Raw genomic sequence first — 13,077 nt, forward strand, 5'->3', positions numbered from 1 at the left:
CTTCCCTCAGACACTCTAGCCCCACCAATCACGGCGCTGAAGTTTTTACACCGTATTATGGCGACCATGAGCTCTACCACCGACACTTCGACAACCGCCGGGAAGATCGCCGACCTCCGCGATCGACTGGCGGAGACCCACAAGCCGCAGGGGGACGAAATCCCGCGCGCTCGTCGCCGCGTGGACGCACTGCTGGATGCCGGTAGCTTCGTGGAGACCGACGCGCTGGCCCGCCACCGTTCTACCGCCTTTAAGGCCGACAAGTTCCGCCCCGCCACCGACGGCATCGTCGCCGGCTACGGCACCATCGACGGCCGCCCGGTGTGCGTTTTCTCGCAGGACGCCACCCTCTTCGACGGCCAGATCGGCGAGACCGCGGGCGAGAAGATCCTGAAGGTCATGGAGCTGGCCGTGAAGTCCGGCACCCCGCTGATCGGCATCTACGAGGGCGCCGGCGCCCGCCCGAACGAGGGCATCGCGGCCCTGGAGTTCTTCTCTCGCATCCACAACCTGCAGACGAAGCTGTCCGGCGTGGTTCCGCAGATCGCCCTGGTCGCCGGCCCCACCAGTGGCGCGCTGGTGCACTCGGTGGTTCTGTCCGACGTCGTCGTTGCGGTCAAGGGTGCCGGCGAACTGGTAGATGACGCCACAGACGGCACCGCCCACATCGTCGCCGAGGACGACGCCTCCGCACTGGGACTCGTCGCGGACATCCTGGGCTACCTTCCCAGCAACAACCGGGCACTCCCCCTGCCCGGGGAGGAGGCGGACGCCGAGGCGGAAACAGACGAGCTGGACAGCCTGATCCCCGACTCGGACGCGCAGGCCTACGACATGCACAAGGTGCTGGACCGCGTGGTGGACGCGGGCTCTGTACTGGAACTCCAGAAGCTCCATGCGCCGAACCTGATCACGGCACTGGTGCGCGTGGGCGGCCGGAGTGTGGGCGTCATCGCGAACCAGCCCGAACAACAAGCAGGGGCGATCGACGACGCGGCGGCTGAGAAGGCAGCGCGCTTCATCCGCTTCTGCGATGCCTTCAACATCCCACTGGTGACCTTCGTGGACTCGGCGGGCTACGCACCGGACGTGCTGTTCCGCCGCACCGCGAAGCTGATCGGAGTGACGGCAGCGGCGAGCGTCGGCAAGATCGCCGTGGTCACCCGCAAGGCCTTCGGCGACGCCTACCTTTCCCTGGGGGCGAAGCGCCTGGGCACCGACCTGGTGTACGCATGGCCGACCGCGCAGATCGCGCAGGACGACAGCTACCAGGCGGAGCCTTACTCCGCCGCGGAGCGAGGCCTGGTGGACGCGGTGATCCCGCCGCGCGAGACCCGCTCCCGCATCGTCGACGGCCTGCGCCTGGTGGAGCGCAAGGCCGAGGACGGCTACCCGCGCAAGCACGACAACCTGCCGTTCTAGGAGGAAGCGCGTGACTGACTTTCAAGTGATCAAGGGCAACCCGAACGAGGTAGAGACCCGGGCGCTGCAACTCATCATCGACGACCTAGCCAAGGAGGCCGAGGCGCTGCGCAACGCGAAGCCGGATACGCGCGGGCACTACGGCCGCGAGCTGCGTCACAACAGCCCGGGTGCGTTCCGCAACCCGCGGATGCCGCGGGGCTAGGGCATGCAGCTGACATTGGCCAGCACCTCGCCGGCGCGCGAGAAGGTGCTGAACGCCGCCGGGGTGTTCCCGCGCAAGGTCTCCCCTGGTGTGGACGAGGAAGCCGCCGTCGCGGAGCTGGTGAACCCCACCCCGGCGCAGTACGTGCAGCACCTGGCCACTGCGAAGGCGCGGGCGGTAGACGGCGAACTGGTGCTGGGCGGCGACAGCATGCTGCTGATCGACGGCGAGCTGCAGGGCAAGCCGCACACGCGCGAGGAGACGGTGCGGCGGTGGCGCCAGCAGCGCGGGAAGCGCGCAGAGCTAGTCACCGGGCATGCGCTTTTTGACGCCACCACGGGCCAGATCTACGAGGAAGCCGTGGCCACGCAGATCCAGTTCGCCGATGTCTCTGATCGGGCGATCGAGGCGTACGCCGCCACCGGCGAGCCGCTGAAATGTGCCGGCGCCTTCACCCTGGAAGCGCTCGGCGGCTGGTTCATCGAGAGCATCGACGGGCACCCGTCGGCCGTGATTGGCCTATCGCTCCCCGCCCTGCGGCGGGGGCTGGCCCACTTCGGCTACGACTTCTGCGACCTCTGGGGCTAGTTAGTCAGCCTTAACGGAGCGCTGCTCCGGGCCGACGTAGCTGGATAGCGGGCGGATCAGGGCGTTGTCCTCGTTTTGCTCCACGATGTGGGCGGTCCAGCCGACGACGCGGGCCATGACGAAGATCGGGGTGAAGAACGGGATGTCGATGCCCAGCATGTAGTAGGTCGGACCCGCCGGGAAATCCAGGTTCGGCTGGATGCCGGTGCGCTGGTCCATGGCCTTCTGCATGTTGTCGTACATCTCCACCCAGCGCTGGCCGTCGTGGTTGGCGGCGGTGCGGCGCATGGCGGCCTCCATGGTGGGCACGCGCGAGTCGCCCTTCTTGTACACGCGGTGACCGAAGCCCATGATCTTGTTCTTCGCGTCGCACTGGTCCAGCACCCACTGCTCGGCGGCTGCCGGGTCCTCGACGGCCAGGAAGTTGTGCATCACGGCCTCGTTCGCGCCACCGTGCAGCGGACCCTTGAGGGCGCCGATGGCGCCGGTGACTGCGGAGTAGACGTCGCTCATGGTGGAGCTGATCACGCGACCAGTGAAGGTGGAGGCGTTGAAGCCGTGCTCCGCGTACAGGGTGAGGGACTGGTCGAAGGCCTCGACGTCGTCGCGGTTGTTGGCGGGGCTGCCCTCCTCGTCGCCGAAGCACATGTAGAGGAAGTTCTCGGCGATGTCTCGGTCGCGGGACGGCGGGATGTAGTCCAGGTTCTTACGGCGGCGCAGGTCGTAGGCGATGATCGTCGGCAGCTTGGCCAGCAGCGTCAGCCCGGTGCGGCGCACCGCGTCGGGGCTGCGGTCATCCGCGTTGAGGTCCTCCGTGCCGAACACGCTCACCGCAGTGCGCAGCACGTCCATGGGGTGGGCGGTCTTCGGCAGGGAGTTGATGAGGTCCAGCATGCTGCGGTCGATGGGGCGCAGGGCGCGCTCGCGCTGGCGGAACTGCTCCAGCTCGCGGAAGTCCGGCAATTCGCCGTTCCAGAGCAGGTAGGCCACGTCCTCGAAGGTGCAGTGCTCGGCCAGCTCCTGGACGGGGTAGCCCCGGTAGGTCAGGGAGTTGGTCTCCGGGTTCACCTTCGAGACACCGGACGTGTCCACCACCACGCCGTTGAGGCCCTTGTTGATGTTCTTGTCGGTGCCGGTGACGTTGGAGGTCTTGCTGGACTGGGCGCGGGGCGTGGTGAAGTTGGTGCGTCCGCGGTCGAAGGGTGCGTTGGAAACCTTGATCGGCTTAGTCATGGTGAGTGGTCCTTTCGGGTTAGAAGATGCCGCCGGGGATCTGTGGTGCGCGTGCCAGCACGTCGTCGCTGACCACGAGGTTCAGCTGGCCGAGCTCGCCTGGGGCCAGGTCCGCGGTGGCCTCGGCGACGGCGAGGAATCGATCCTGTTCAGCCTCGTCCACCACGCCCTCGGCCAGGGTGCGGAACTTGTTGATGTAGTCGGCGCGGCCGAAGGGGCGGGCGCCCAGCGGGTGGGCGTCGGCCACGGCCAGCTCATCGACGATCTCGGTGCCGTCGCGCAGGGTGACTACTGCCTTGCAGCCGAAGGCCTTCTCGGCCGGGTCGGTGGAGTGGTAGCGGCGGGTCCACTCCGGATCCTCCACGGTGGAGATCTTGTGCCACAGCTCCACGGTCTCCGGGCGCTGGGCGCGCTCGGGGGCGTAGGAGCGCTCGTGGTGCCACTCGCCGTCTTCGAGGGCGACGGCGAAGATGTACATCACAGAGTGGTCCAGCGTCTCGCGCGAAGCCTTTGGATCGAACTTCTGCGGATCGTTCGAGCCGGTGCCGATCACATAGTGGGTGTGGTGGCTGGTGTGCAGCACAATGCTTTCCACCTGGCTGAGGTCCCCGATCTTGTCCCGCATGCGGCGGGCCAGGTCGATCGGCGCCTGGGACTGGTACTCCGCGGAGTGCTCCTTGGTGTAGGTATCCAGGATCGCCCGCTTGGGCTCTCCCGCCTCCGGCAGGGGTACGACGTAGTGGGCGTCCGGGCCGTCCAGCAGCCAGGCGATCACGCCGTCCTCGCCCTCCCAGATCGGGGCCGGGGCGCCCTCGCCGCGCATGGCGCGGTCCACGGCCTCCACCGCCATCTTCCCGGCGAAGGCGGGGGCATGGGCCTTCCAGGAGCTGATGAGCCCCTTGCGAGACTGGCGCGTGGCCGTGGTGGTGTGCAGCGCCTGGCCGACAGCCTGGTAGATCACCTGCGGGTCCAAGCGTAGCAGCGTGCCGATACCCGCGGCCGCGGACGGCCCCAGGTGTGCGACGTGGTCGATCTTGTGCTTGTGCAGGGAGATTCCCTTGACCAAGTCCACCTGGATCTCGTAGCCGGTGGCGATGCCGCGGATCAGGTCGCGCCCACCCAGCCCGCGCGCCTGCGCTACGGCCAGGATCGGCGGGATGTTGTCACCTGGGTGGGAGTACTCGGCGGCCAGGAAAGTGTCGTGAAAATCCAGCTCGCGCACCGCTACGCCGTTGGCCCAGGCGGCCCATTCGGGGGAGACGGTGGCGTCAGTACCAAAAACGGCGCTGGGCCCGGTGTGGCACAACGCCTGGGTGCGCGCCGAAGTTACTGGGCGGCGCAGGATGGAAGCGGCAGCGACGGCCGCGTTGTCGATAATGCGGTTGACCACCATGTCCGCGGTGTCTTGCGGCACCTCGACCGGGTCGGCGGCGACCTGCGCGACCTTCCATGCGAGGTGTTCTTCCTGCGGAAAGTCGTCGGCAGAGGGGTGGACGCGAACGTCGTGGTTAATCATCGCGGGGGTTAGATCCTTTCGGGAATTGAGTCTGTGATGCGCCTCACTCTAACGCCCCGCGACGGGTTATGTAGTTAAACAAATATTTTTTGACGCCAAAACGTCAGTGTTGCGCTGACGCGCTTAAGCGTGCTTTGCCTCCACGCGCTTGATGGCCTCCTCGGCAACCAGCTGCTGGATCCCCATGTCCAGCTCGGAGGTGAAGCCCACGCAGGAGCAGTTGATCTCACCCAGGACGTAGGTGTCCTCGCCGGTCTCGTCGTCATCGGCCAGCATGAAGTCGGCAGTCCAGATCAGCGGGATGTTGTCGCCACCCAGCTTCTCGGCGATGACCGGGCGGGCCGCGGCGAACATGTCCACCAGGTCCTGCCACTCCTCCGGCTTCTGGTAGGTGTACTTCGCACCGGAGAACAGGGTTGCGGAGAACGCATCGCCGCCCTCGGCCGGCTTCTTGTGAACCACGAACACCGGGTGCGGACCGACCAGCAGAATGCGGATCTCGCCCTCGACGATGCGCGGCATGAAGCGCATGTCCACCAGCATGCCGTTGTCGCCGACGATGTACTGGTCGCAGAAGTCCATGAACTCGCCCAGCTCGCGGACCTCCGTGTGGTTGTCGACTGCCTCGGTGCACTTCAGCTTCGTATCCAGGGGCAGAGCCGTGCCCGGCTCGATGGACTCGGCCAGCTGCTTGTCCTCCAGCTGCACGCGCCAGATGCCGGAGCCGGTGGAGCCGCGGTTCTGCTTCAGCACGCGCTCACCGTAGGACAGGGAGGTGGGGAAAGTCTTGTGGAAGGAGTCGACGTCGTAGTAGGCGGCGGTGTCGTCCGGCACCAGGTCGGTGTCGTTCAGCTTCACCAGCGCATCCTTCGCGCCGTAGGCCATCATCTCAGCCGGAGTGGACATGCCCACCAGGCCGGCCTCCTCGGTCAGCTTGGTCAGCATGTCGAAGTAGCCCTTTTCGCCGCCGGGGATGTGGCCCGGGTTGACGCGGGAGATGTAAGCGTCGTACTTAGCGGCAACGTCTTCGTAGATCTCGCTGGCCTTCTCCGGGTCGAAGTAGACAACCTCGCCGCCCCAGCCCTTCTCGCGGATGGCCTCGACGATGGGCATGGTGTCGCGGCGGTGGCCGTCCTCACCCTTGTCGTTTCCACCCTGAACCTCAAAGACAACAATGTTCTTGTGCACGGTTTCCCCTAGCTCTGGAAGTAAAAAATGCAGTGCGCGTGGCCACGTTTAGCCAACACCTTTAATTCTATGGCGAGCCAGCCCGGGCGGCAGTGTGAGAAAGGCTGGCAAGAAGGCGCTAGACTCTCAATCGATCGAAAGGCAGGTGTTTCATGGGAATCGAATTCGACCCCAGCCCTCAGCTCAAGCAGTACGCACAACCAAACAAGCTGGTCACGAACGCTTGGCTCGGCGCAAAACTGGGGACTCCCGGCCTCAAGGTCGTCGAGGTGGACGCAGATTCGCTTTTATACGATATTGGTCACATTCCCTCTGCCGTGCGCCTGAAGTGGTACGAAGACCTCTCGGATCCGGTGTGGCGCGACCTTATCGGACCAAAGGAGTTCGAGGAACTCATGGGGCGCCTGGGTATCTCCCGGGAGGACACGGTGGTGTTCTACGGCGATCACGCCAACCTGTGGGCCGTGTACGCGCTGTGGGTCTTCGAGCTTTTCGGCCACCCGGATGTGCGGATCCTGGACGGCGGGCGAGACGCCTGGATGCAAGAGGAACGCGAGATTTCCTATGCCGTCGACGAGGTTTCGCCGCGCCCCGTCTACTCAGTTCCCTCCCACCGAAACGACCACACCCACCGAATCTTCGTCGACGAGCTGCGCACGAAGTTCGACGGCACCCAGGTGATCGACCTGCGCAATGCCGAGGAGTACACCGGCGAAGTAACCCTGCCCGGCTACCCTATCCGCCGCAACGGGCACGTGCCGGGGGCCAAGAACCTGCGCGCCGACTCCTCGCTGCTGGCCAACTCGCGCTTCCGCCCCGCCGAGGCCATCGAGGCCATTCATGCCGAGCTGGAGCTGGACCCTCACCGTGAGACCGTTGTTTATTGCAACAACGGTGCCCGGGCCGCGCTCGAGTGGTTCGTGCTGCGCTTCCTCTTGGGGTGGGAAAATGTGCGGGTTTACGATGGCTCGTGGATCGAATGGGGAAACATGATGCGCGTGCCCATCGAACGCGCCTAACCGGGGCGTGTAGCCTCATTAACTAACCCCTAACTAATAACCCGAAAGGATTGTCCGTGACTTCCAGCACCGCCGCTGACTTGACGAAGGTACTGATCGCCAACCGTGGCGAGATCGCAGTGCGCGTCATCCGGGCTGCGCGCGACGAGGGCATCGCTACCGTCGCCGTGTACGCGGACCCGGATGCAGAGGCACCCTTCGTACGCATGGCCGACGAAGCGCTGGCTCTCGGCGGCCAGACCTCGGCGGAGACCTACCTGGACATCGAGAAGATCATCGGTGCTGCGCGCAAGTCCGGCGCCGACGCGATCCACCCGGGCTACGGCTTCCTGTCGGAGAACGCGGACTTCGCCCAGGCGGTCGTGGATGCGGGGCTGAACTGGATCGGCCCGCCGCCGGAGGCCATTCGCAAACTCGGCGATAAGGTCACTGCGCGAAACATTGCTCTTAGTGTTGACGCCCCTATGACTCCGGGCACTAAGGAACCTGTCGCGGATGCTGCAGAGGTCACCGCCTTTGCAGAGCGCCACGGACTTCCGATCGCCATCAAGGCCGCCTTCGGCGGTGGTGGGCGCGGCATGAAGGTCGCCTACACGATGGACGAGATCCCAGATCTCTTTGAGTCCGCAACCCGCGAGGCAATCACCGCCTTCGGCCGTGGCGAGTGCTTCGTGGAGCGCTACCTGGACCGCGCCCGCCACGTGGAGGCGCAGGTCGTGGCCGATAAGCACGGCAACGTCGTCGTCGCCTCCACCCGCGACTGCTCCGCCCAGCGGCGCTTCCAGAAGCTCATCGAGGAGGCCCCCGCGCCGTTCTTGAGCGACGAGCAGAACGAACGCATCTACTCCTCCGCCAAGGCCATCTGCCGCGAGGCCGGCTACTACGGTGCGGGCACTGTGGAGTACCTGGTGGGCTCCGACGGGCTGATCAGCTTCCTGGAGGTCAACACCCGCCTGCAGGTGGAGCACCCCGTCACCGAGCAGGTTACCGGCTGGGACCTGGTGCGCGAGCAGTTCCGCATCGCCCGCGGCGAAGAGCTATCCCGCACCGAGGATCCGGAAATTGTCGGCCACTCCATCGAGTTCCGCATCAACGGCGAGGACCCGACGAACAACTTCATGCCGGCCCCGGGCCGCATCCAGACCTACCGCGAGCCCGCCGGTCCCGGCGTGCGCATGGACTCCGGCATCGAAACCGGCGCGGTGGTCGGCGGCCAGTTCGACTCCATGCTGGCCAAGCTCATCGTCACCGGCGCCGACCGCACTGAGGCGATCCAACGTTCCCTGCGGGCACTGGAAGAGTACGAGGTCGAGGGCATCCCGACGGTTATCCCCTTCCACCAGGCCGCGCTAACCGACCCGGCCTTCGTCGCCGAAGACGGCAACTACCGCGTGTACACCCGGTGGATCGAAGAGGAATGGGACAACCAGCTGCCCGCCTACGAGGAGCCGCTCGCGGCCGCCGCCGAGGGCGAGCTGCCGAAGGAGAAGCTGGTCGTGGAGGTCGACGGGCGCCGCGTAGAGGTGCTGGTGCCGGGCGAGATCCTGGCGGGCCGCGGCTCGGTAAGCCGCGCAAAGAAGCGCCGCGCGAATGCCGCGGACATCGCCATCACCGGCGACACGGTGGCCGCCCCGATGCAGGGCACCGTGATCAAGGTGGAGGTCGCGGAAGGCGACGAAGTGGCCGAGGGCGACGTGCTGCTGGTGCTCGAGGCAATGAAGATGGAGAACGCCGTCAAGGCGCACAAGTCCGGTGTGGTGCAGTCCTTGAGCGTCGGAGGCGGCGATGGCGTCACAAAGAACCAGGCACTTATGGAGCTGAAGGACGACAGCTCCGCTGAGAACGAATAGACAAGACAGGAAACGCACCCCCCCCATGACTGAAACTACCGCTGAGCAGGCTAACAGCTTCGAAAGGAAGACGCCGAAGGGCATGATCTTCCTCGGCCTTGGACTGCTGATCGTCGCCGTAATCACCGCTATCGTTTCGCTGGTGGGTGTGAAGGACTTCGGCAAGGGCTACGACGTACAGGCCGGCAAGGAGTACTACCTACTGGCCGACGCGGACGCCCTGACCGCGAAGGAGTGCACCCTGGTCGATAAGGAGGGCAAGCAGCTCGTCGACCGTATCGAGGCCGCGGATCTAAAGTTCAGCCAGGATGACCTGGAGATCTCCGACGTGTCCCTGCCCTTGACGAAGAACAAGGGCGTGTACACCTCGATCAAGTTCACCGAGGACATCGAGGGCGCCAAGTACACCTGCGACCAGGGCAACATCTACATCTCCAAGTACTCCTCCGGCACCCTGCAGGCACTGCGGTGGGTGACGATGCTGTGCGGCGCTGCGGGCGTAGCGATTCTGATTCTGGCGGCGTTTGCGAACCAGCGTAAGCGGGCCGCTGATGATGCAGATAGCGCAGCGGACACAGAGGACGCAGAGGACGCAGAGGACACAGAGGACACAGAAGACTGAGTGGTAGAAAACCTTACGAACCAGCTGACCGGGACCTTGGCTAAGTGGAAAAGCTCCAAGCGGGGCTACGTATTGGCGCTCGACCAGGGGACCACGTCTACCCGCTGCATCATTTTTGACGCGCACGGCAAGATCATCAGCTCCAGCCACATGGAGCACCAGCAGATCTTCCCGCGCCCCGGTTGGGTGGAACACGACCCGGAGGAGATCCGGCGCAACACCCGGCGCGTGATGGCGGACGCGGCGGCCTCCCGCGACATCCCGGTGGAAGAGTTCGCAGCGGTGGGCATCACCAACCAGCGCGAAACCACCGTCGTGTGGGACCGCGCCACCGGCAAGCCCATCTACAACGCCATCGTGTGGCAGGACACACGCACCGACAAGATCGTGAGCTCCTTGAGCGAGGAGCAGAAGACCATGATCTTCGAGCGCACCGGCCTGAACGCCTCCACCTACTTCGCCGGGCCGAAGATCCAGTGGATCCTGGACAACGTCGATGGCGCCCGCGAGAAGGCGGAGCGCGGGGAGTTGGCCTTCGGCACCATCGATTCGTGGCTGATCTGGGAGCTCACCCGCCGCTCGCACAAGAAGTCCAAGGCGGGGCGCAGCGACCATGCCCGGCACGTTACGGACGTCACCAATGCCTCGCGCACCATGCTGATGGATCTGCGAACCCAGACGTGGGATCCGGAGCTGTGCGAGCTGTTCGGCGTGCCGGAATCCATGCTGCCGGAGATCGTCAGCTCCTCCGAGGTCGTCGGGAAGGTCCGCCGCAGCGGGCCGGTGCAAGGCGTGCCGATCGCTGGCATCCTGGGCGACCAGCAGGCCGCAGCCTTCGGCCAGGTGTGCTTTAACCAGGGCGAGGCGAAGAACACCTACGGCACTGGCAACTTCCTGCTGATGAACACCGGCACCGAGCCGCAGTGGTCCGAGCACGGGCTGATCACCACCGTCGCCTACCGGCTGGGCAATCAGCCCGCCGTGTACGCGCTGGAGGGCTCCATCGCCGTCACCGGCTCCCTAGTGCAGTGGCTGCGCGACAACCTTGGGTTCTTCGACACCGCCGACGACATCGAGCCGCTGGCTCGCAGCGTGGACGATAACGGCGGTTGCTACATCGTGCCGGCCTTCAGCGGGCTGCTGGCGCCGCACTGGCGCCCTGAGGCGCGTGGCATCATCGCGGGGCTGACCCGCTACGTGACGAAGGCGCACATCGCCCGGGCCGCACTGGAGGCCACGGCCTTCCAGACCCGCGAGGTCGTTGAGGCCATGAACGCGGACTCGCAGGTGGATCTGAAGAACCTGCGCGTCGACGGTGGCATGGTGGTCAACTCGCTGCTGATGCAGTTCCAGGCCGACCAGCTGGAGGTGCCAGTGACGGTGCCGGAGGTCTCGGAGACCACCGCCCTCGGAGCGGCCTACGCCGCCGGCCTGGCCGTGGGCTTCTACCGGGACCTCGACGAGCTGGTTTCCCTCTGGCAGGAGGAAAAGACCTACTTCCCCAAGGGCGACCCGGAGGAGCGCAAGATCGCCTACGACAAGTGGAAGCGCGCCGTGGAGCGGACGTTCAACTGGACCGAGGATTAGGCTCCGGGTGCTACCTTTAGAGGTATGAACGAACCGTCCCGCCGTGAAATCCGCATCTCCGATGTCGACCGTAGCGACGCTATCAGCGCGCTCGGTGAGCACTTCGCCGACGGTCGGCTCACCATGTCCGAGTACGAGGAGCGCGTGCAGCAGGCCACCACGTCCCGCTCCGAGCGCGAGCTCGCGCAGTTATTCACCGACCTCCCACCGCTGGAGGCTTCGCGCGAGCTCGTTCCCTACTACTCCGCCCACGAGGTCGATCGCCAATACCGCAGCGGCAGGAACGTGCGTCTGGGCTTGCTGCTCAGCACCGTGATCGGCAGCAGCGCCCTGGCCATGCTCTTCAATGGCGTGTGGGCGAATTCCGCCATCCTGCTGCTACTAATCCCGCTGGTTTTCGTGCTGCTTTACGTCATGAAGGTCGGCCCGAGAGCCTGGTACGAGCCCAGCCCGGAGCAGTTGGAGCGCCAGCGCTTCCGGGAGCTGAAGATGCAGCAGCGCGCCCAGCAGGCGCAGTGGAAATTCGAGCGCAAGCAGCGCACCCACCAGCTGACCAGCAGCGCGATGAAGTTCGCGCAGAAGCGCCTTAACGGAACTGGTCAATAACCCCGGCGAACAGGCGGATGCCGATACCGAGGGCGCGCTCGTCGAACACGATGTCCGGCTGGTGCAGGTCGGGCCTCTCCCCCTTGCCAGTCCACGCGCCCAGGCGCGCCATGGAGCCCGGCACGTGCTCCAGGTACCAGCTGAAGTCCTCGCCGCCGGTGGATTGCGGGGCCTCCTTCAGCGCGTTCGGATCCACGTCCTTGACGGCCTGCGCGAGTGCGGCGGTGGAAACATCGTCGTTCATCACCGGCGGCACGCCCTTGGTGTAGCGCAGCTCGAGCTCGGCCCCGGTGGGTGCCACCAGGTGCTCTAGGAGTTCTCGCAAGGTTTCTTCGCCACGACGCCACACTCCAACCTCCGCGGTGCGGAACGTACCGAGCAGGCGGACCTCCTGCGGAATTGCGTTGAACGTGGAGCCGCCGTTGATCGCGCCGAAGGTCAGCACCGTGCCGGTGCGTGGGTCGACGGTGCGGGACAGCAGCCCCGGCAACTGCGAGGCGATGAGGCCTGCGGTGTACACCAGATCCGCCGCCAGGTGCGGACGGGAGGTGTGGCCGCCGTGGCCGCGCAGGATGATCTCCACCACGTCGCTGGCGGAGGTGATCGCACCGGTGCGCACGCCGATCTCGCCGGTGCGCAGCTTCGGCTCGCAGTGGACGGCAAAGATGCGGGATACGCCGTTCAGCGCCCCGGCTTCAATGACGTCCACCGCGCCGCCGTCCATGACTTCCTCGGCGGGCTGGAAGATAAAGCGAACCTGAACCCCCAGGGCATCCTCCCCGTGGGCGTCAACAAAGTCGGCGAGGGCGACGGCCAGCCCCAGCACGATCGTGGTGTGGATGTCGTGACCGCAGGCGTGCATGACCCCCGGCACCTCGGATGCGTAATCGAGGCCTGTGACCTCCTGCAACGGCAGCGCGTCGATGTCACCGCGGAAGGCGATGCGGGGCGCGCCGACGGGGCCGATGTCGGCGATCAGGCCTGTGGAGGGCAGAGCCACGGGCTGCAGCCCGGCGCGCTCGAGCTCGGCGGCGAGGAAGCGGGTGGTCTCCGTCTCCATGTGCGACAGCTCGGGGTTGCGGTGCAGGTGACGGCGCCAGTCGATGACCCGATGTGCGTTGTCCCGCGTCCAGTTCTGCACAAACTGGGCGACGGAATGGGTGCTGCTTTCCTGCGCGCGTTCCTGTGTGCCGTCTTGCACTTGAATACTCACGTCCCTCTCACTTTTACTGACCCGTCTA

The 13,077-nt window shown here is 65.7% G+C and carries 12 protein-coding genes; 8 read left to right on the forward strand and 4 right to left on the reverse strand.

Annotation, left to right across the window (positions count from 1 at the left end; translation table 11 throughout):
- Positions 1-57: 57 nt before the first annotated feature.
- From HMPREF3166_RS04445 to HMPREF3166_RS04455, 3 genes are read left to right on the forward strand one after another with little or no spacing between them, the layout of a single operon-like run.
- Positions 58-1,422, forward strand: coding sequence for an acyl-CoA carboxylase subunit beta (locus tag HMPREF3166_RS04445; RefSeq protein ID WP_035004370.1), 1,365 nt, complete (start codon positions 58-60; stop codon positions 1,420-1,422).
- A 10-nt stretch (positions 1,423-1,432) separates the two neighbouring features.
- A complete protein-coding gene (locus tag HMPREF3166_RS04450; protein ID WP_035004372.1) occupies positions 1,433-1,627 on the forward strand; it encodes a hypothetical protein in 195 nt (64 codons plus the stop codon).
- A 3-nt stretch (positions 1,628-1,630) separates the two neighbouring features.
- Positions 1,631-2,215, forward strand: coding sequence for a Maf family protein (locus HMPREF3166_RS04455; RefSeq protein WP_035004374.1), 585 nt, complete (start codon positions 1,631-1,633; stop codon positions 2,213-2,215).
- Here HMPREF3166_RS04455 and HMPREF3166_RS04460 read toward each other — a convergent pair whose 3' ends face one another.
- The 3 genes from HMPREF3166_RS04460 to HMPREF3166_RS04470 form a co-directional block, all read right to left on the reverse strand.
- Positions 2,216-3,448: a bifunctional 2-methylcitrate synthase/citrate synthase gene (locus HMPREF3166_RS04460; protein ID WP_070487845.1), complete on the reverse strand. Its 1,233-nt coding sequence runs from the start codon at positions 3,446-3,448 to the stop codon at positions 2,216-2,218. It lies immediately after the preceding gene.
- A gap of 19 nt (positions 3,449-3,467) precedes the next feature.
- On the reverse strand, positions 3,468-4,964 hold the full coding sequence (gene prpD, locus HMPREF3166_RS04465; protein ID WP_049049807.1) for a 2-methylcitrate dehydratase PrpD: 1,497 nt from the start codon (positions 4,962-4,964) through the stop codon (positions 3,468-3,470).
- 123 nt (positions 4,965-5,087) lie between these two features.
- The gene (locus HMPREF3166_RS04470) at positions 5,088-6,152 is read right to left on the reverse strand and encodes a Cj0069 family protein (protein WP_070487847.1); all 1,065 of its coding nucleotides are present in this window, start codon (positions 6,150-6,152) and stop codon (positions 5,088-5,090) included.
- A 152-nt stretch (positions 6,153-6,304) separates the two neighbouring features.
- Here HMPREF3166_RS04470 and HMPREF3166_RS04475 point away from each other — a divergent pair, with 152 nt between their 5' ends.
- From HMPREF3166_RS04475 to HMPREF3166_RS04495, 5 genes are read left to right on the forward strand one after another with little or no spacing between them, the layout of a single operon-like run.
- Positions 6,305-7,171, forward strand: a complete 867-nt coding sequence (locus HMPREF3166_RS04475) for a sulfurtransferase (RefSeq protein ID WP_035004384.1) — start codon at positions 6,305-6,307, stop codon at positions 7,169-7,171.
- A 56-nt stretch (positions 7,172-7,227) separates the two neighbouring features.
- Positions 7,228-9,021, forward strand: a complete 1,794-nt coding sequence (locus tag HMPREF3166_RS04480; RefSeq protein WP_035004415.1) for an acetyl/propionyl/methylcrotonyl-CoA carboxylase subunit alpha — start codon at positions 7,228-7,230, stop codon at positions 9,019-9,021.
- A gap of 25 nt (positions 9,022-9,046) precedes the next feature.
- Positions 9,047-9,643: a hypothetical protein gene (locus tag HMPREF3166_RS04485; protein ID WP_070487849.1), complete on the forward strand. Its 597-nt coding sequence runs from the start codon at positions 9,047-9,049 to the stop codon at positions 9,641-9,643.
- Positions 9,644-11,230 carry a glycerol kinase GlpK gene (gene glpK, locus HMPREF3166_RS04490; RefSeq protein ID WP_035004386.1) on the forward strand — a complete coding sequence of 529 codons (1,587 nt, stop codon included), beginning with the start codon at positions 9,644-9,646 and terminating at the stop codon, positions 11,228-11,230.
- Between the two features lie 24 nt (positions 11,231-11,254).
- A complete protein-coding gene (locus tag HMPREF3166_RS04495) occupies positions 11,255-11,836 on the forward strand; it encodes a DUF1707 SHOCT-like domain-containing protein (protein ID WP_051901660.1) in 582 nt (193 codons plus the stop codon).
- Here HMPREF3166_RS04495 and HMPREF3166_RS04500 read toward each other — a convergent pair.
- The gene (locus HMPREF3166_RS04500) at positions 11,817-13,049 is read right to left on the reverse strand and encodes an amidohydrolase (protein WP_035004388.1); all 1,233 of its coding nucleotides are present in this window, start codon (positions 13,047-13,049) and stop codon (positions 11,817-11,819) included. The two genes, HMPREF3166_RS04495 and HMPREF3166_RS04500, sit on opposite strands and share 20 nt — an antisense overlap.
- Positions 13,050-13,077 lie beyond the last annotated feature (28 nt).

It is taken from the genome of Corynebacterium sp. HMSC08A12 (assembly GCF_001807485.1).
Lineage (GTDB): Bacteria > Actinomycetota > Actinomycetes > Mycobacteriales > Mycobacteriaceae > Corynebacterium > Corynebacterium evansiae.

Bases quoted from the DNA above. Each gene is read 5' to 3' on its own strand.
- HMPREF3166_RS04445 (WP_035004370.1), top strand. From the start codon at position 58: ATGGCGACCATGAGCTCTACCACCGACACTTCGACAACCGCCGGGAAG.
- HMPREF3166_RS04455 (WP_035004374.1), top strand. From the start codon at position 1,631: ATGCAGCTGACATTGGCCAGCACCTCGCCGGCGCGCGAGAAGGTGCTG.
- HMPREF3166_RS04460 (WP_070487845.1), bottom strand. From the start codon at position 3,448: ATGACTAAGCCGATCAAGGTTTCCAACGCACCCTTCGACCGCGGACGC.
- prpD (WP_049049807.1), bottom strand. From the start codon at position 4,964: ATGATTAACCACGACGTTCGCGTCCACCCCTCTGCCGACGACTTTCCG.
- HMPREF3166_RS04475 (WP_035004384.1), top strand. From the start codon at position 6,305: ATGGGAATCGAATTCGACCCCAGCCCTCAGCTCAAGCAGTACGCACAA.
- HMPREF3166_RS04485 (WP_070487849.1), top strand. From the start codon at position 9,047: ATGACTGAAACTACCGCTGAGCAGGCTAACAGCTTCGAAAGGAAGACG.
- HMPREF3166_RS04495 (WP_051901660.1), top strand. From the start codon at position 11,255: ATGAACGAACCGTCCCGCCGTGAAATCCGCATCTCCGATGTCGACCGT.